Source organism: Exiguobacterium undae DSM 14481 (assembly GCF_000620805.1).
Classification (GTDB): Bacteria; Bacillota; Bacilli; order Exiguobacteriales; family Exiguobacteriaceae; genus Exiguobacterium_A; species Exiguobacterium_A undae.
Genome location: NZ_KK211187.1, coordinates 1,856,806 through 1,871,591, shown reverse-complemented (window position 1 = coordinate 1,871,591; position 14,786 = coordinate 1,856,806). Strand labels below are relative to the sequence as shown.

The 14,786-nt window shown below is 42.2% G+C and carries 24 protein-coding genes; 13 read left to right on the top strand and 11 right to left on the bottom strand.

What is annotated here, in order from left to right; all coding sequences use genetic code 11:
• Positions 1-241: 241 nt before the first annotated feature.
• The gene (locus tag P397_RS0110555; protein ID WP_014970583.1) at positions 242-487 is read right to left on the bottom strand and encodes a hypothetical protein; all 246 of its coding nucleotides are present in this window, start codon (positions 485-487) and stop codon (positions 242-244) included.
• A 363-nt stretch (positions 488-850) separates the two neighbouring features.
• Between P397_RS0110555 and P397_RS0110550 the strand changes: the two genes are divergently transcribed.
• Entirely contained in the window at positions 851-1,150 is a 300-nt protein-coding gene (locus tag P397_RS0110550; protein ID WP_028106513.1) for a hypothetical protein, read from the top strand.
• Positions 1,151-1,211: 61 nt separating this feature from the next.
• Here P397_RS0110550 and P397_RS0110545 read toward each other — a convergent pair whose 3' ends face one another.
• The gene (locus P397_RS0110545; RefSeq protein WP_028106512.1) at positions 1,212-1,448 is read right to left on the bottom strand and encodes a hypothetical protein; all 237 of its coding nucleotides are present in this window, start codon (positions 1,446-1,448) and stop codon (positions 1,212-1,214) included.
• A gap of 176 nt (positions 1,449-1,624) precedes the next feature.
• Here P397_RS0110545 and P397_RS0110540 point away from each other — a divergent pair, with 176 nt between their 5' ends.
• The 3 genes from P397_RS0110540 to P397_RS0110530 are packed head-to-tail and all read left to right on the top strand — an operon-like array spanning position 1,625 to position 2,819.
• Positions 1,625-1,912: a hypothetical protein gene (locus P397_RS0110540; RefSeq protein WP_028106511.1), complete on the top strand. Its 288-nt coding sequence runs from the start codon at positions 1,625-1,627 to the stop codon at positions 1,910-1,912.
• 38 nt (positions 1,913-1,950) lie between these two features.
• Positions 1,951-2,424, top strand: coding sequence for a GNAT family N-acetyltransferase (locus tag P397_RS0110535; RefSeq protein WP_028106510.1), 474 nt, complete (start codon positions 1,951-1,953; stop codon positions 2,422-2,424).
• A complete protein-coding gene (locus tag P397_RS0110530; RefSeq protein ID WP_028106509.1) occupies positions 2,421-2,819 on the top strand; it encodes a cytidine deaminase in 399 nt (132 codons plus the stop codon). The genes P397_RS0110535 and P397_RS0110530 overlap by 4 nt, the downstream gene beginning before the upstream one ends.
• A 171-nt stretch (positions 2,820-2,990) precedes the next feature.
• On the opposite strand, the gene P397_RS0110525 is transcribed toward P397_RS0110530, so the two are convergent.
• The 5 genes from P397_RS0110525 to P397_RS0110505 all read right to left on the bottom strand — a co-directional run bounded on the left by P397_RS0110525 (position 2,991) and on the right by P397_RS0110505 (position 6,308).
• Entirely contained in the window at positions 2,991-3,908 is a 918-nt protein-coding gene (locus P397_RS0110525) for a DMT family transporter (protein ID WP_028106508.1), read from the bottom strand.
• A gap of 15 nt (positions 3,909-3,923) precedes the next feature.
• Complete coding sequence (locus P397_RS0110520) at positions 3,924-4,163, bottom strand: hypothetical protein (RefSeq protein ID WP_028106507.1); 240 nt, start codon at positions 4,161-4,163, stop codon at positions 3,924-3,926.
• An 85-nt stretch (positions 4,164-4,248) separates the two neighbouring features.
• Positions 4,249-5,178 (bottom strand): ABC transporter ATP-binding protein, encoded by a 930-nt coding sequence (locus P397_RS0110515; RefSeq protein WP_028106506.1) that lies wholly within the window; start codon positions 5,176-5,178, stop codon positions 4,249-4,251.
• Positions 5,178-5,867 carry an ABC transporter permease gene (locus P397_RS0110510; protein WP_028106505.1) on the bottom strand — a complete coding sequence of 230 codons (690 nt, stop codon included), beginning with the start codon at positions 5,865-5,867 and terminating at the stop codon, positions 5,178-5,180. The genes P397_RS0110515 and P397_RS0110510 overlap by 1 nt, the downstream gene beginning before the upstream one ends.
• Before the next feature lie 27 nt (positions 5,868-5,894).
• Entirely contained in the window at positions 5,895-6,308 is a 414-nt protein-coding gene (locus P397_RS0110505) for a DUF4064 domain-containing protein (RefSeq protein WP_028106504.1), read from the bottom strand.
• Positions 6,309-6,495: 187 nt separating this feature from the next.
• Here P397_RS0110505 and P397_RS0110500 point away from each other — a divergent pair, with 187 nt between their 5' ends.
• Positions 6,496-6,795 carry a DUF2089 family protein gene (locus P397_RS0110500; RefSeq protein ID WP_026833232.1) on the top strand — a complete coding sequence of 100 codons (300 nt, stop codon included), beginning with the start codon at positions 6,496-6,498 and terminating at the stop codon, positions 6,793-6,795.
• A complete protein-coding gene (locus P397_RS0110495; protein ID WP_035414168.1) occupies positions 6,795-7,079 on the top strand; it encodes a hypothetical protein in 285 nt (94 codons plus the stop codon). The genes P397_RS0110500 and P397_RS0110495 overlap by 1 nt, the downstream gene beginning before the upstream one ends.
• A 261-nt stretch (positions 7,080-7,340) precedes the next feature.
• On the opposite strand, the gene P397_RS0110490 is transcribed toward P397_RS0110495, so the two are convergent.
• Both P397_RS0110490 and P397_RS0110485 read right to left on the bottom strand, forming a co-directional pair.
• Positions 7,341-7,529, bottom strand: coding sequence for a hypothetical protein (locus P397_RS0110490; RefSeq protein WP_026833230.1), 189 nt, complete (start codon positions 7,527-7,529; stop codon positions 7,341-7,343).
• Positions 7,530-7,705: 176 nt separating this feature from the next.
• Complete coding sequence (locus P397_RS0110485; protein ID WP_028106502.1) at positions 7,706-8,677, bottom strand: DUF2268 domain-containing protein; 972 nt, start codon at positions 8,675-8,677, stop codon at positions 7,706-7,708.
• Positions 8,678-8,924: 247 nt separating this feature from the next.
• Here P397_RS0110485 and P397_RS0110480 point away from each other — a divergent pair, with 247 nt between their 5' ends.
• The 3 genes from P397_RS0110480 (at position 8,925) to P397_RS0110470 (ending at position 10,088) form a co-directional block, all read left to right on the top strand.
• Positions 8,925-9,224 carry a hypothetical protein gene (locus P397_RS0110480; RefSeq protein WP_028106501.1) on the top strand — a complete coding sequence of 100 codons (300 nt, stop codon included), beginning with the start codon at positions 8,925-8,927 and terminating at the stop codon, positions 9,222-9,224.
• A 94-nt stretch (positions 9,225-9,318) separates the two neighbouring features.
• On the top strand, positions 9,319-9,537 hold the full coding sequence (locus P397_RS0110475; protein ID WP_028106500.1) for a hypothetical protein: 219 nt from the start codon (positions 9,319-9,321) through the stop codon (positions 9,535-9,537).
• A gap of 74 nt (positions 9,538-9,611) precedes the next feature.
• A complete protein-coding gene (locus P397_RS0110470; protein WP_028106499.1) occupies positions 9,612-10,088 on the top strand; it encodes a glutathione peroxidase in 477 nt (158 codons plus the stop codon).
• An 84-nt stretch (positions 10,089-10,172) separates the two neighbouring features.
• On the opposite strand, the gene P397_RS0110465 is transcribed toward P397_RS0110470, so the two are convergent.
• Positions 10,173-10,637 carry a hypothetical protein gene (locus P397_RS0110465; RefSeq protein ID WP_028106498.1) on the bottom strand — a complete coding sequence of 155 codons (465 nt, stop codon included), beginning with the start codon at positions 10,635-10,637 and terminating at the stop codon, positions 10,173-10,175.
• A gap of 14 nt (positions 10,638-10,651) precedes the next feature.
• On the bottom strand, positions 10,652-11,557 hold the full coding sequence (locus P397_RS0110460) for an EamA family transporter (protein WP_028106497.1): 906 nt from the start codon (positions 11,555-11,557) through the stop codon (positions 10,652-10,654).
• Positions 11,558-11,748: 191 nt separating this feature from the next.
• On the opposite strand from P397_RS0110460, the gene P397_RS0110455 reads away from it, so the two are divergent.
• The 4 genes from P397_RS0110455 to P397_RS0110440 all read left to right on the top strand — a co-directional run bounded on the left by P397_RS0110455 (position 11,749) and on the right by P397_RS0110440 (position 14,441).
• A complete protein-coding gene (locus P397_RS0110455; protein WP_028106496.1) occupies positions 11,749-12,696 on the top strand; it encodes an SMI1/KNR4 family protein in 948 nt (315 codons plus the stop codon).
• 15 nt (positions 12,697-12,711) lie between these two features.
• Positions 12,712-13,662, top strand: coding sequence for an SMI1/KNR4 family protein (locus P397_RS0110450; RefSeq protein WP_028106495.1), 951 nt, complete (start codon positions 12,712-12,714; stop codon positions 13,660-13,662).
• 74 nt (positions 13,663-13,736) lie between these two features.
• Positions 13,737-14,153 carry a hypothetical protein gene (locus P397_RS0110445; protein ID WP_028106494.1) on the top strand — a complete coding sequence of 139 codons (417 nt, stop codon included), beginning with the start codon at positions 13,737-13,739 and terminating at the stop codon, positions 14,151-14,153.
• Positions 14,154-14,174: 21 nt separating this feature from the next.
• On the top strand, positions 14,175-14,441 hold the full coding sequence (locus P397_RS0110440) for a hypothetical protein (RefSeq protein ID WP_028106493.1): 267 nt from the start codon (positions 14,175-14,177) through the stop codon (positions 14,439-14,441).
• The last annotated feature ends 345 nt before the right edge of the window (positions 14,442-14,786 follow it).

Sequence of the window (14,786 nt, the reverse complement as noted above, 5' to 3'; positions counted from 1 at the left end):
GTAAGCGATTTGAAAATACGAAAAAGAGAAATAAATTCCTTTTTTTGCCGGCGCAGTTTATGAATTGATGCGAAAAAAATTGAGTTAGAGGCAGATTCATATCACAATTGAAGTCAAGAGTGGTCTCGACCATCTCATAAGTTTCTTTTTTATTCAAAATAATTATTCTCGACACAATTTGTTCATTTATAATAGACAGCATTAAAAAATAATTAAAGCCGTCAAATCGACGGCTGAGATGTTACCATTCAAATCCTTCTTCACTATAAGATCCATCCGAATTAAAGAAACGTTCTTCTGCTTTACCGCTTGATGTATTCGTATAGATGACGTATACATCGAGTTGATCGTACTTATCCGCCATTTTTTTAGCAGCTTTACGAGCATCGGCTTCATTCGTAAACGTTTCCGTCATAGTTGCTTTTTGATGGTTCTCTACACCATGTTCCTCATAACCTTCTACTGACCATACTTTTTTTGATGACATAATAACCAACATCCTTTCATTGCAGAGCGAGTTGTGTAACGCTTTGCTGTTTATCATTATGCTTGGTTTGATTAAAATTAGTCAAATCATCGTCCTTGTATGTATAGAAAACAGGATCCAATTAAGTGTTTCAGATGGAAGACGAAAAACGATTGTTCTCTTACACGAGAAGAATCGTTTTTTAGCTTTTTTATTTAGGTGTTCGCTTACATTTTTGTAATCATCAGAAATATCAAATCATTTTTCGTTTTAATATGGTAAATTATTGATGTTAGCAAATGGTTGAACAAACCAGCCTGTATGTATGAAAAAACTTTTGACGATTGAAGATTTTAAAATATGCTCGACTAGGGAGGAAGAAGAATGGATTTTCTGTTTATGGATTTTCTGTTTATGGGTTTACTTTATGCAGGCATACTCGGAGTACAGTATGTATTATCGAGTCAAAAGAATGTGTACTTAGGGGCAGTTGTTCCGTTGCTTTTTGTAGCGGGAATGACTTGGCGGTATGTTAACGTGGAGTCCGTCAGTACAATGCACTACCTGCTCATGACAGGTTTTGGTCTGCTTTGTTTGATTGCAGAGTGGGATCGAGGTCGAGAAGTGTTTCGGACAAATCAGGAAAAAGAATGGAATCGTATAAGAATACAGGATTTGAAGTGAGCAACTATCACGAGAGGTGCCCTAAAAAACCGCTCGACTTGAGAAGTTTTTAGTTTCATCATCAAAATCCAATCATGACATATACACCGTAAACGAAATAAATCAAAAAGCCTGATAATAGAATAAGGGCAATCACTTTTCCGGCACCTCTAATGCTGAACAGAGCGGTCACAAGTGCTGCTGCTAAACCGCCCCAAAAGATAATTCTTCCCCAAAAACCATTTACAGGTAACAGATATATTTGAGCAAAGGTGAAGATGAACAGCGCAACAGATATCCAACCCAATTTTTTTCTCATTTGAACTCCTCCTTTAATACTAAGCGTAATGATTTGTTTATGTATTTTCATTTAGATTATCAAATTATTTGTAAAAAATGTAAAATATAAGTTAAAGAAGATGAAGAGCTCTTTTGAAAAGATAATGATTTATCAGTTGTCGAAAGACAGACTAGCGGAAAACAGGAGGAAATGCTATGTGGTTACTGTTTGGAATACTTGCCATCTTCGCGACGGCGGTGAATCTGATTTTGTACTTCATCGGCAAGGACTATAAGCTGGCAATGGCTGTCGGGCTATCGCTTACGGCGCTCACGCTGTGTGCGGAATACAGTCAACTGGCGAGCTGGGTCGAAGCCGAGGATTGGGGGGCTTTGGCAGACGTTGTTCCCGGAATGGAACGCGCCTGGTGGTTCTTAACGATTGTGTCGATTGGACTGAATCTGACACCACTGTTACTCGAATACAGAAAAAATCGATCTTGATTGATGCATAAATTCCTTTTGAAAGGAGGTCGCTTGCAATGACCTATACCTATTTACCACTGACACAACGTCAGGCGGAACAGATTGCGTATGACTGGCAATACGAGGGTGACTTTGCGTTCTACGATATGCCAAATGATCCAGAGGACCTGGCGGAATTTTTGGATCCGGATCAACGGACGGAACATTACTATGCTGTTATGGATAGTACACAACTGATCGGATTTTTTGTGTTTGAACCCGGACAGGGCAGCCTTGAATTGGCGTTAGGGATGCGGCCGGATTTGACGGGGCGAGGAAACGGAACGGCTTTTTTGGAATCCGGTCTTGCCTTTGCGATCAAGCAGTATCAACCACGTCACATTGAATTAGCCGTCGCAACGTTTAACGAACGGGCAATCCGGCTGTACACTAAAAGCGGTTTTGAACCGGTCGAGCAGTTTCAGCAGGCAACGAACGGCGGAAGCTATGAATTCGTCAAAATGCGTCTGCATACAGGAGTGATGAAATGAACATCGAACAGCAGTTATTTGAGGCAGCAAAAGAATTAATTGAAACGAGGTATCCGAACGGATGGGGCGGAGCGGCGGCGATGGCGACCGATGACGGACGGATCCTGACGAGTGTCGCACCGGAAGTCGTGAACGCGTCGACCGAATTGTGTATCGAGACCGGTGCCATCCTCGAAGCACACAAGTTGAACTGTCGGATCACACATACGATTTGTGTCGTGCGGGACGATGAACAGGCACCGTTCAAGATTTTGAGTCCATGCGGTGTCTGCCAGGAGCGTCTGTTTTACTTTGGTGCGGACGTTAAAGCTGCCGTCACGAATCCCGAGCAAGCACTACTCTTTAAAGCACTCCATGAGTTGCAACCGTACCATTGGTTAAAAGCGTATCAATAGGTAACATCCATGCTAGAAGGTGAGGTTGAACAAGAAGAATTTGAAGAAATGACCGTCCAGATGAAGGTCATTCCGTAATTAAGTGAATATCGATGTGTTTAATTGCAAAAAGATGAGCGTACATGAGTTTCATGTGTACGCTCATCTTGATTTTTCGGTTGATACAAACGACTATTTCAATCTAGCACGAACCGGAAGTTTCTTTAGCGATAAAGTCTTTCGGAAATAAGTTCCTGCACCTAACGCAACAGCGGCACCGACACAGCTCGACAAGCAACCGAGTATTAAGTAGATCGATGGATCGGATTCACCAATCAGGACGGAAGCGATACCTCCGATTGCTGGAAACAGCGCTACCATGTAGCCGCTTTTGGCACCACCGATTTTCTTGACCAGCTTTAAGTAAAAGAGCCATGCTCCAAACGAAGCAAGCAGCGTGAGGTAGAGAAGCGCAGATAAGTAAGAAATAGAGGACGGTAGACGGATGTCTTGCCCCTGCAATACGACGACTGTGCCGAGAAGCACACCGCCTGCGATAAATCCAATTGCATTCGCATAAATCGGATCGACTTGTTTCTTCGCGTTCCGTGCTGAACTGGCGTCGCCGATTGCCGTAATGGCAGTACCGAGCAGGGCAAGCACGATTCCTTTTACATCATTCGGATGTATGTCGTGTAGAGTCGGATAGAGTAAAATCAAAACGCCCAGCACACCTAATATGCCCCCCATCAGGATGCGGATGTGTAAATGTTCTTTTAAAAAGATTCGTAAAGCAACGGGCGTGAAGATGACTTTCAAGGAAAAAATCAACGTGACAATCGCGGCTGAACTGAACATGGTCGCGTAATAGAGACACAGATAGCTGAGTGCGAAGTTACAGATACCAAACACCAGGAGATACGGAAGATCCTCTTTCGAAGGTTTTCCTTTTGGCTTCATGATCCAGACCAGAATACTAAACAAAATCGCGGTCAGGAATAAGCGATAGGTCAACGATAACTCTAAGCTGACCGGCGTCCCTTGAATCTTGACGGCAATGAAATTAAGCCCCCAGATCAATAAACAAAACATGTACATAAAAATCGTCATCGGTATTTTCCACTCCTAGATCAAGACAATCAGCGAAAATCCAATCAGGATGTTGATGAAACTGAGGACATCCGTTGTTTTGGTATAAATCGATTTCCCCGTTTTCTTCGCTTTGTCATTAAGAACCATTAAAACGACAGCAAACAGCGTCGTCAAACCGAGCGGGGCGTTGAGAAAACTGTCGGAATACGTGAATGAGTTGGTCACGATGTAGATGGTGTTTAGTATGGAAAGGTAAAATAAGGTTTTCTGCATATACTCAACTCCAGTTTAGAATCATGTTTCATTATACATTTTCACTAAAAAATGACAATGACCAGATTTTATAGTGCATGGTATCTCAGGCCGTTCGTACTTCAACACCTAAGTTTAGGAAAATTTCTTCCAAGGAAGCTTCTTCTACTTCTAATCGATAGACATTTACTTGTTGCATGACCAGGTACTTATTCAGCTCAGGAATAGCACTTTCATTTTGCACGATGAATTCAGAATGTGTAGCGGAGATGCTTAAGACTTTTACTAATTTCGATAGTTCGATTGTTAGCTTCTGTTGAGTTTCGCTATCGATCATTTCATGTTTCACATAAACGGTGATACTTTTTTGATGCTGACTTCTTAATTCACTCATGGTACCTTTTGTCTGAATCGAACCTTTGTTCATGATTGCAATTTCTGTACAAAGCTTTTCGACCTCGTCCAGGTTATGAGAAGTCAGGAAAATAGTAGTACCTTCAGCAGCTACCTTTCTGATTAAAGAGTGAATACCCAGAATAGAGTTCGCATCTACGCCTGAAGTCGGTTCATCCAAAAATAAAATGTCTGGTTTATTGATTAAAGCTTGGGCAATCCCCAGCTTTTTTTTCATTCCAAATGAGTAGTTTTTTGTTTTTGTATTCATTGCCTCTTCTAATTGAACATCTCTTAAGACTTTTTTTAATTCTTCCGTGGTCAATTTGAGGCCAAGAACCTTACTGAAATACTTCAAGTGATCAAGCGCTGTAAAATTTTCGTAAAAAGTTGAGTAATCGGGTAAAACGCCTATCCGTGTTCGAACATCATCTAAAGAATTGCCTGCTGCTCCCAATATTTCAAAAGTACCTGAGGTGGGTCGTACAAGTCCTGTAATCATATTGATGAATGTTGATTTACCAGCGCCGTTTTGACCTAAAAAACCAAAAATAGAGCCACTTGTTATTTCTAGATTTAAATTGTTCACGACCGTCTTGTTTCCATACTGCTTAGTTAAATTCGTTGCGCGAAGGGCTATCATCAGAGATCTCTCCTTTTAAAGATGATTAAACTTAGCATGACAAAAACTACTGTATGTATTAAAACGAAATACGTATAAGAAGTGTTTGCATGAGTGTAGTAAAAATACGGAGTTAAATAGGAAATTGCATCGATTGCTACGTTCTTTGAAAGAAGACTCCACATGCCGATTACTGGTAAAGCGATAGAGAGGACGATTCCTGCGAACATGGTCAACGAAGAGTTATTTACTACTGTCGAAAGGAACAGCGATAGACCTATGAAGTAAGAAACGAAGATGATGCTTTGAATCAAATCCACAAAATAAAATGACTTAGAAAATGGAACAATCAACAAGAGCGCGATACTTAAGCAAAGTACCCAAAACGAGATATTCCCTAAAAACTTCCCGAAGATAATGTTTTCGCGAGATGTTTTCGTCGCTAAGAATCGAATGGTTTTAGATTCCATCTCTTTATTGACACTGCTATGCGAAATGCTTGTCACAAATAACGGTGCAGCCAAGAAGAGAAGTAGCATCAATCCAATCACATAAGCATTGTCTCCTAACCCTAAGCCGCTCAGTTCACTTTTAAACTGACTGACCAGTTTAGCGGATCCAACCGTCACTCCGAACAGAACAACAATGATGATGATCGCTCTTATGCTTTGGAAGAGTGATTTAAATTCTCGAAGTGTAATAGCCAACATTGATTTACCTCATCTCTATAAGTTGATTTAATTTTGTCGAGCTAATTTCTTATTTTTCGATACGTTTGTGATTCCTGCAATCAAATAAGCGATTGATCCTAAGAAACCTGCGAATAAGGTGAGTACACCTCCAAGAATGGCGGTCGCGATTAAGACTTTTCCGACAGATTCATTTTTTCTGATACGTATGATTGAGAGGATTCCTCCTGCTGTACATAAAAGTGAAATGGCTCCTAAGTATAAAAAGAAATTTTGTAAGAAGGTGATGATTTGAGCAGCTGTTACGTCCTTAATATTTTCGTCTGTAATAAATTCTTGTGCTAAATCTTTTGTACCAGCACTCTCACCAATCGTTCCATAGAGCATAAAACTACCAATACAAAGCGACCCAAATAAAATGATACCGATAAAAGAAAACACGATTTCTCCAGTTCTTTTCAAATACAACAACTCCTTTTCCTTATTTTTCCGATTTAACAACTCCAAACTAACACGAATAAGTTAACGTATTCAAGTAAAAAATGAATATAATTCAAAAAAATGTTCTTTATTTTTTAAACTTATGTAAAAAATACTTTAACTTTATTTATTTTTTTGCTATTCTACGTATACAGGAAGGAGATGGATAATGAATAAAAACGAAGTTCCTGCGTGGGTTTTATCTCTAGAACTTGACGAAATAGAATTCATTAAAAAATTTATTTTGAGTTCTGGATCACTGAAAGAATTAGCTAAAGGTTATAACGTTTCTTATCCGACCGTCAGAATTCGGGTCGATCGAATCATTCAAAAAATCGAATTAAATTCTAAGGCAGAGAATGAACCCTTTATCGCATATATCAAGCAAATGGCTATTGAGGACCGCATTAGCATAGATGATGCCAAAAAAATAATTGATAAATATAGACAAGAAAGGAGCAATACTTAATGGATGTTCTCGTTTCAGCTTTGTTTATCGCAGCAGGATTGGGATTACAGTACCTTTTATCGAGTAAAAATAATCCATATCTCGGAGTCATCATTCCAGTCCTCTTCGTGACAGGAATGACATGGCGTTATCTTGAGGGTGGGTATAACAGTTTTCTTGCATACGCTTTAATTTTAGGATTCGGACTAATCGTTCTTTTCGAGGAATGGTCACGCGGACGAAAGGCAATGAAAAAGAATCAGGAAAAAGAATTAGAAAAAATAAGAACGTATGATATCAATTAAAGCAACGATATCTAGAGAATCTGTTTTAGTGGTGGAGATTCTTCAATAACGTTCAATTTATTAATCTGTTTGGTTGAATGTGAGGCAATAACTTTCGTTCGAACGTTAAAAAAATTACATAGCTTCCAGTCATGCAATGAAGGCTCAGTTCATTTGGTCAAATAGTCATAGTATTTTTTCGGTTCGTCGTCCGATGAGCATATACAAAAAGCGGGTAGAGAAATGAATTCTCTGCCCGCTTTTTGTATCATAATTATGTAATTAACCGATATCGTCAATGCTGTTTCCATCTTGGTCGACTTGGACAGAAGATCCGGTCCAACCGTATCCGCTTGACTCCAACCAACGTGTAAATTCGTGGAGAAATTCTTTGTGGGGAACATGCCCGCCGTCTTTTTTGACAACGATGTGTCCGTCTAGCTTAACGTACGTTTCCTTTAGTGACCCCATGATATGCCTCCTTAAATTAATTGATTGCTTTCGAAAGTAAGAGTATATCGTTAGAACAGGGATTTTACAAAGGATATCCTTTTCGAGCTTTAACTCAATGGTGAATCCGCTCGAAACAGCATGGTTATCATCAGACTTCGGAAACAATTTGAGATGTCGTCATTACATGTCAGTTATCATTCAAGAAGATCTTGGTACTTATAACCCTCTAAAATGTCCTCATTTTCTTCATAAGTCCATGTTTTGATGGCGAGATCAGGGTTGGCCTTTAGATGATGCGTTAAGATATCGCGACCTAAAGAGTAACGGCTCCATAAAGGAATGTCTTTTTGACTGTTCCCCATTGTAATGTCCTGATAATTGGCTTCACCATTTTGAATCAGACGCGCTACATGTTTCTTCGCTGCTTCATCGATTGGTTTATCCCACGGTGGTGTGACATCTTTAATGATGCGATCGGCAAAGGCATCCGCCTTCCCTTCGAAGATGACAGAGTCGAGAGACGTATCGATTGAACTTAACTCGGGTGTATCATTCAGGACTAGGTGATGGTATTCGTGTGCGACCGTATAGGCAAGCACGTCCTTATCGAAGTCGGGATTTAGATTAAAGATGATGGAATCCTTAAAAGCGGCTCCACCGACTCCTTCTAGCGGATCAATCATCGACCAAAATTCTGGGTTGGATGGTGCGATGAAAATCGTGCTGTTCTTTTTAGGGAGAACCTTATGGGAAGCAATGTAGCTGTTCGTAATAATTTCTTTGATTTCGTCATGCCGTTTCGTCAATTCATTCGTACGATCGAGTAGATCTTGCTCATTGATTGTCGATTGCAACGTGAAAAAGCTCTTTAAGCTGTTTGTGTTGAAGTTCTCCTGTTCCCCAATCGCGTCGATGTAGCCGAGGACATACTTTGCATAATTTTTTACGTCCATCTCTGAGTCATCTTTCTTAAGCGATGCCTTCAAATATGTTTGATACGGCGCGTACAGCGGTACGATTGTCAGTTCACTGTCTTTGCCGATCTTTATGGTTTCCGGTCGGAAAGCTGTGGATTCTTCATGAGTCACTGCTTTTTCTTTTTCATCTGAACATGCGGATAACAGAAGGAACGGGACACAAAGCAAAGGAACGATTACTTTTTTCAACTGGATGACCTCCATTGTTTTTTTGATTTTATGTAAAAATAAACCATATTTTTAATGCATATTCTCATAATAAACGTAGAATTGAACGCTTCTGCGGTATTCCTTTTGCTATAGTGATGCATTATTATATTTTTTACGTTCACTATCGGATGAGGTTTCATATATTCCGTTTTTTTACAAAAAATGAAACGGGAAATAACAAATTCACGATACAATTCAGGAAGAATGCTCGGTAGGAGTTGGTGTAATGGAGAACGTTCAAATCAGTGAAATCATCACAAAGTTGGAAATGGTTTTAGAAAATCAGCTGACACGGGAAGAAGTGTCGGATTGGGCGTATGAAAAGATGACGGCGATGGAATGGAGGGAAGAAAAAGAAAACCGTGCGCTGACAAAGGATGAGTTGGCTGTTTTTCATTGTCTGACGACAGTCTATGGGATGGATTTGCAGAATAGCCCGACCGAGTATTTTCATGTAGACGATGATTTTCGGAATTGGATCAAAGCGTTTCAGGAAGTAGAGAAAAGACTAAAGGCTAAGAAATGAACGTGTTTCGCTGATTGACTTTTCTCAACAAATCGTCCAAATCATGAAACCTTTGCTTGAAAAAACAGGTAAAAAGAGGAAAGGGGATGATGAAATGGTACGATGCACGAATTGTGACTACAAGTGGAAAAAGAAAGACGTGGTGGTCGTCGTTTTTGCGACGCGCGGCAAGACATGTCCGAACTGTGGTAAGAAGCAGTATCTTTCAAAAGATACACAACATTATCTATCACTCGGATACGTCAGCCTGTTTTTTCTATTGATTATGCCGTTTGTCGTTAAGCTGAGTGACCGGGAAGAACACATCTGGTAAGCAACTGGTTGCATGTTCAAAAAAGACGGAGTTTTTTCAGCGGCGTATACTGACGGCAAAGGGGGTGCGACGGGATGCCATCGCTCTATGAGATTGAGGTTAAAGACGCAACCGGACAGACCGTTTCATTACAAGATTACGCGGGAGAGGTGCTTCTCATCGTTAATACAGCCAGCAAATGCGGACTCGTCGGTCAGCTCGGAGACCTGCAACGGTTGTATGACAAGTATACGGATCAAGGCGTCAAGGTCCTTGGATTTCCATGTGACCAGTTCAACAATCAGGAATTCGCTGATCCGAAAGAAACGATGCAATTTTGTCAGCGGAATTACGGTGTGACGTTTCCGATGTTTCAGAAGATTGACGTCAACGGACCGACAGAACATCGATTGTATACGTATTTGAAACAGCAACAGGGTGGACTATTGTCGTCGAACATTAAGTGGAACTTCACGAAGTTTCTCGTCGATCGTCAAGGGCGGGTCGTCAAACGTTTTGCGCCGGTTGATTCGATTCAGACGATTGAAAAAACACTGACGCGCTATGTATAATGAAACCACGTCCCGTCCGGCGCAAGCCGTCGGGCAGGACGAGTCGCATCACCCTACCTTTGGCGAGGTAGGGCTTTTTTTATGTCAATTCTTTTTTGGCAGATTAAAAGAATGTCTGACCGTAAAATCACTCATCTTGTGACCAAGATCCGTAAAAACGGGTGGACGCGGGGACAGGACATGAAAGTCCTGTTCGAAGGCTCGGATGGCATAATGCGTCCAGTCTCGCGACGGGTCCCGCTTCAAGCCCATCCAGGCCGTCGCAAAGGTCAGAAGTGCTGAGTCCTTATACATGACGAGCGGAATCGTACTGAACTCCAGCCCGTCATCCAGTTCATGCAAATCCGACGACCGGAGCAGGACACAATCTGCTTCAAACAACAGTTCAAAATAATTGCAGGAATAGTCGCCGATGAGCACCATGACTTCGTCCGTATGACCACGAAAATAGAGTGCGAGCCGATTGCCGTTTTCCTCGTTCATGACAATGTGATCGAGTTTAATCTGATAGTCTTCCCGGTACAACAGTTTCTCGAATGTGATATGCATGACTGATTCTCTCCTTAGGAGTGTTTTTCCTTGGCAAGTTCGAGGATGTCCGGCTGTCGTGTCGAACGCGACGACCAGACGAGTAGTCCGATGCCGAAAAATAAAAGCGAAATGCCGACCCACGATAACAGACTGAGCGTTTCCCCGAGGACAAACACGCCGAGCAGGGCAGCGGTCAACGGTTCACCAAGCGACAACGTGACAGCCGTCGAAGACGAGACATGCGCAAGACCTCGTGCGAACAACAGATAGGCAACACCTGTTGCGAAGACGCCAAGATGCAGACTGATGCCGGCGCCGCGCAGACTGAAGACCCATGACAGATCAAACAGGAATAACAGTGGCGATAATAAGAGAGCGCTGAGTGTAAACACGACTGCGACGACGGATAGCGGAGGGTGTGTTTTCACTAAGTCCCGGCTGACAAACGTGTAGACGGCAAAGGACATTCCGGCACCGAGTGCGAGTATGATCCCGAATGGATCGACCGAGACAGATGCTTGATTCATGACTAACAGTAAACAACCGGCAATCGAAAGCAATGTCGACAGCCACCAAATGGTACCTGGTCGATTTCTTAAGACAAGCCATTCAATCACTCCGGAAAAAATCGGTGCACTGCCGATCGCGACGACCGTGCCGACCGCGACTCCGGTCATCAGGACAGCGGAAAAGAACAACGGCTGATAGGCGGCCATGCTGAGCGCAGCAAGAAAAATCGTTGACAGCGGCCAGTCTTTCAGCGTCAACTTTCCCGTCAATAAGACGAGACTGAGTAAAAATAATCCGCCAACGGCTAAACGAACGGCGCCGATCGCAATCGGATGAGCCGCTTCCGGCGCAAAGGCTTGTGACGTGCCGGTCGTTCCCCACAGCATTGCCGCCAGTAAAATCAGTAATATCGAAGATTGTTTCTGCATGATTCACCTCCAAGTGCGTACATAGTTGTGATTCGCAAGACATAGTTGTGATTCGCAAGACATTGTTTTGATTAGAAAAAGGATACCACAGAAACAGGAAGGAAGAATCGACCAAATTATTGGTAAAATGGTAGACTAAAGGAAGATGAGGCAGGACGGCTCATACATAGAGAAACAAAAGGATGGATATGATGAATCAAATCGCAGTTGTCCTCGATGGACTCAAACAGAAAATCAGCCATGGATCGACGTTCATCCAGCGCAGTTACAATTCAATCGGTCAGGGCACGTTCCATCTGCCAAAACCGGTTAAACCGGAAACACTTCAAGCGTTCCAAACCGAGTTCAAGCAACCGTTACCAAGCGAATACCAGACTTTTCTCGAACTCCATGACGGAGCGAAACTGTTTATGTTAGGTGACGAAGGGCTGGTCTTGTATCCGCTCGAGGAAGTGATCGAAAAGACGATCGAAGCCAAGGAAGACGGTCTGATTGATGAAGACTATGATCATTACTGGATCATCGGTGAAGTGAACGAAGGGTATCTTCTGATTCATACGAATCATGCAAAAACCGAAGATACACCCTACATGTACTGGAAGTATCACGAAGGGTCAACCGAGGACACCGATGCCATCGGTCAAAACTTCGGGACATTCCTTGAACGGTCGATCATCGCGCAAGGCGACATGTACTGGGAATTTAACATTTTTGATGTCCGGGAAGATGATTACTACGTCGAAGAAGAGACGGAGCACGAGCAGGCGGGTGTACCGATTGCGTCCGAAGAACGGGTCCGGATTGAAATTGAGTATCCGATTTACCGCCGGGGAGGTTTTACCGTCGCTTTTTATACATACGATAAAGACAAAGCCCAGTTGTGGTCGAAATCGAACGGCTTTGATAATTTTAAACAAATCCATCGTTATCTATTAGGTAAGTTGGACGAGCCTGGGTACTACTACTCTGAAATCATCGTGTTCCAAAAAGAAGCACCGATTTGGCAAAACGAAGATGCATCCGGTGAACAGATCGCGAAACGCGTCGAACATCCGCAAACCCAAATCATACAGTATGACGGGTATCAGGCCTTTGTTAATGATTTGCCGCGTCCGTTACCGGGCTGGGAAAAAGCATGATAGGGAGAGAATGATATGAATCAAATCGCAGCAGTAATCGGTGGGCTTCAGCAGAAAATCAATCACGGATCAACCTTCATTCAACGGAAGTACAATGAAATCGGTCAGGCAAAATTCAATTTTCCGGAACCGGTGACCGCTTCGTCGCTTGCGGCATTCGAAGCCGAATTCAATCAAAAATTACCGAGTGAATACCAAACGTTTCTTGAACTGCATGACGGAGCGGATCTGTTTATTCTTGACGACGGTCTTGGGCTTGTCCTGCATTCACTGGACCAGGTGATTGAAGCGACGAATGAGGCGATTGAATATGAATTGATTCATGAGGAATTCGACCATTACTGGGTGATTGGGGAAATCAATGAAGGGTACCTGTTGATTAACCGGGAGTTTGCGAAAACGGAGGATACACCCTATATGTATTGGGTGTTCCATGAGTTATCAACTGAGGAGGCCGATCCAATCGGGCAAAACTTCGGTACGTTTCTTGAGTATTCGATCATTGCCCAGGGGGACGTGTTTTGGGAGTTCAAGAACTTCAGCATTGAAAAGGATAATTATTTCGTCGACGAAGAGACTCAGGAAGAGAAGGTCAAGCCGCCGATCTCGATCCGGTTTGTCGATTCGGTTCGCGTCGAAATCGAATATCCCGTTTCGGAAACCTATTCATATTTCACGATTTCGATTTATGAGGGCAAGTTTGAACAGGAGAAACTAGGAATGCGTTATAACGAAGGCCGGGGTTTTGAGAAGGTCATTCAATCCGTCCGTGATCATTTGTCTTACGAGCAATATCATTTTTCATCAATCCGAGTCTTCCAAAGAGAACCTTTACTCCGGGCGAACGAAGATCAATCAGAGCACCTTTTAACCCGGAACCAAAATCCACAACAACAAGGATTAAGATACGATGGATATCGTGCCTTTGCGGACCAGTTACCGCGTCCGTTACCGGGCTGGGAATAAGCAAAGCATTACGTTCAAGGAGCATCTTCATTTCTTCCACTCTTTTGAAATGCATGCGAAAAGGAGGAATGGAAATGAAAAAACTACTGATTATCCCATTGTTATTCAGTTTAACCGGATGTATGTCCCTCGACATGAAACCGAGCAGTCAGTCGGTCGAAACCGGCTATACAGGAAGCATCAAAGACGGATTTGTATTTGAATATAAACTGACGAACACAGGCGATTATCCGGTAAAAGTCGTCTCCCGTGCCGGTCATCTGCTCAATGTAAAGGTCCGCAAGCACGATACGCAAAAAGTCGTCTATGACTCTTATGAGGAAGTGGAGCCGAAACGGTTGTCGAAGGAAGTTCAACCGCATACAACGGTGACGCTGAAGAAAAAAGTCAAAGCCGGTGTCATTCCGGCAGGTGTTTATGACATCGACTATATCGTTCGTGATGATACAGGTGAAGGTACAGCCGGTGACGGCGAAATCAGATTAAAATAACTCAATCCAGGAGGAATACACATGTTGAAGAATCCAAATTATCGTTACGGCACATGGGCTTTGATTGTCAGCTTTTTCTTGTTCTTTATCGTTCAACTGTTCAGTGCCTACATCGAGCTGTCACCGAATTTTGCCGGTGAGTCGCTCGATGACTATTATCTGAAATATTTCCCGATTGGTGTACTGATTGTTGGATGTACGTTTTTTATTAATGGCTGGTGGAAGGAAGACTTGAAACAACAGGCGCAAAAACAAGAGTTGCTTGAAACAAAAAAATCGGTCGAATAAACTTATTTCTTGAGATGGAGTGAAACGAAATGGTAAAGAACTTTAATTTTTTATTGATGTTAACGGTAGCCGGCATCATATTCATGCGTTTTTTGTCAAATACAGAAATGATTCCATTTTTGAAAGTAGTTTTTATACTTATCGGATTAGTAATGATCTTATGGGGGATCATCGGAATGTTATTGCACGGTTGGGTTACTGGGTATGAGCGAAATAAGAAACGGATTTAAAAACAATTGAAACAAAACCAATTAACGAGCAAATCAAAAAAATCCGGTGATTTCAATTTAGGGAGTATCACCGGATTTTTGATTTATATTTTAACTGAAATTAAAAAGTAAAATG

Bases quoted from the DNA above. Each gene is read 5' to 3' on its own strand.
- P397_RS0110555 (WP_014970583.1), bottom strand. From the start codon at position 487: ATGTCATCAAAAAAAGTATGGTCAGTAGAAGGTTATGAGGAACATGGT.
- P397_RS0110550 (WP_028106513.1), top strand. From the start codon at position 851: ATGGATTTTCTGTTTATGGATTTTCTGTTTATGGGTTTACTTTATGCA.
- P397_RS0110545 (WP_028106512.1), bottom strand. From the start codon at position 1,448: ATGAGAAAAAAATTGGGTTGGATATCTGTTGCGCTGTTCATCTTCACC.
- P397_RS0110540 (WP_028106511.1), top strand. From the start codon at position 1,625: ATGTGGTTACTGTTTGGAATACTTGCCATCTTCGCGACGGCGGTGAAT.
- P397_RS0110535 (WP_028106510.1), top strand. From the start codon at position 1,951: ATGACCTATACCTATTTACCACTGACACAACGTCAGGCGGAACAGATT.
- P397_RS0110530 (WP_028106509.1), top strand. From the start codon at position 2,421: ATGAACATCGAACAGCAGTTATTTGAGGCAGCAAAAGAATTAATTGAA.
- P397_RS0110525 (WP_028106508.1), bottom strand. From the start codon at position 3,908: ATGACGATTTTTATGTACATGTTTTGTTTATTGATCTGGGGGCTTAAT.
- P397_RS0110520 (WP_028106507.1), bottom strand. From the start codon at position 4,163: ATGCAGAAAACCTTATTTTACCTTTCCATACTAAACACCATCTACATC.
- P397_RS0110515 (WP_028106506.1), bottom strand. From the start codon at position 5,178: ATGATAGCCCTTCGCGCAACGAATTTAACTAAGCAGTATGGAAACAAG.
- P397_RS0110510 (WP_028106505.1), bottom strand. From the start codon at position 5,867: ATGTTGGCTATTACACTTCGAGAATTTAAATCACTCTTCCAAAGCATA.
- P397_RS0110500 (WP_026833232.1), top strand. From the start codon at position 6,496: ATGAATAAAAACGAAGTTCCTGCGTGGGTTTTATCTCTAGAACTTGAC.
- P397_RS0110495 (WP_035414168.1), top strand. From the start codon at position 6,795: ATGGATGTTCTCGTTTCAGCTTTGTTTATCGCAGCAGGATTGGGATTA.
- P397_RS0110490 (WP_026833230.1), bottom strand. From the start codon at position 7,529: ATGGGGTCACTAAAGGAAACGTACGTTAAGCTAGACGGACACATCGTT.
- P397_RS0110480 (WP_028106501.1), top strand. From the start codon at position 8,925: ATGGAGAACGTTCAAATCAGTGAAATCATCACAAAGTTGGAAATGGTT.
- P397_RS0110475 (WP_028106500.1), top strand. From the start codon at position 9,319: ATGGTACGATGCACGAATTGTGACTACAAGTGGAAAAAGAAAGACGTG.
- P397_RS0110470 (WP_028106499.1), top strand. From the start codon at position 9,612: ATGCCATCGCTCTATGAGATTGAGGTTAAAGACGCAACCGGACAGACC.
- P397_RS0110465 (WP_028106498.1), bottom strand. From the start codon at position 10,637: ATGCATATCACATTCGAGAAACTGTTGTACCGGGAAGACTATCAGATT.
- P397_RS0110460 (WP_028106497.1), bottom strand. From the start codon at position 11,557: ATGCAGAAACAATCTTCGATATTACTGATTTTACTGGCGGCAATGCTG.
- P397_RS0110455 (WP_028106496.1), top strand. From the start codon at position 11,749: ATGAATCAAATCGCAGTTGTCCTCGATGGACTCAAACAGAAAATCAGC.
- P397_RS0110450 (WP_028106495.1), top strand. From the start codon at position 12,712: ATGAATCAAATCGCAGCAGTAATCGGTGGGCTTCAGCAGAAAATCAAT.
- P397_RS0110445 (WP_028106494.1), top strand. From the start codon at position 13,737: ATGAAAAAACTACTGATTATCCCATTGTTATTCAGTTTAACCGGATGT.
- P397_RS0110440 (WP_028106493.1), top strand. From the start codon at position 14,175: ATGTTGAAGAATCCAAATTATCGTTACGGCACATGGGCTTTGATTGTC.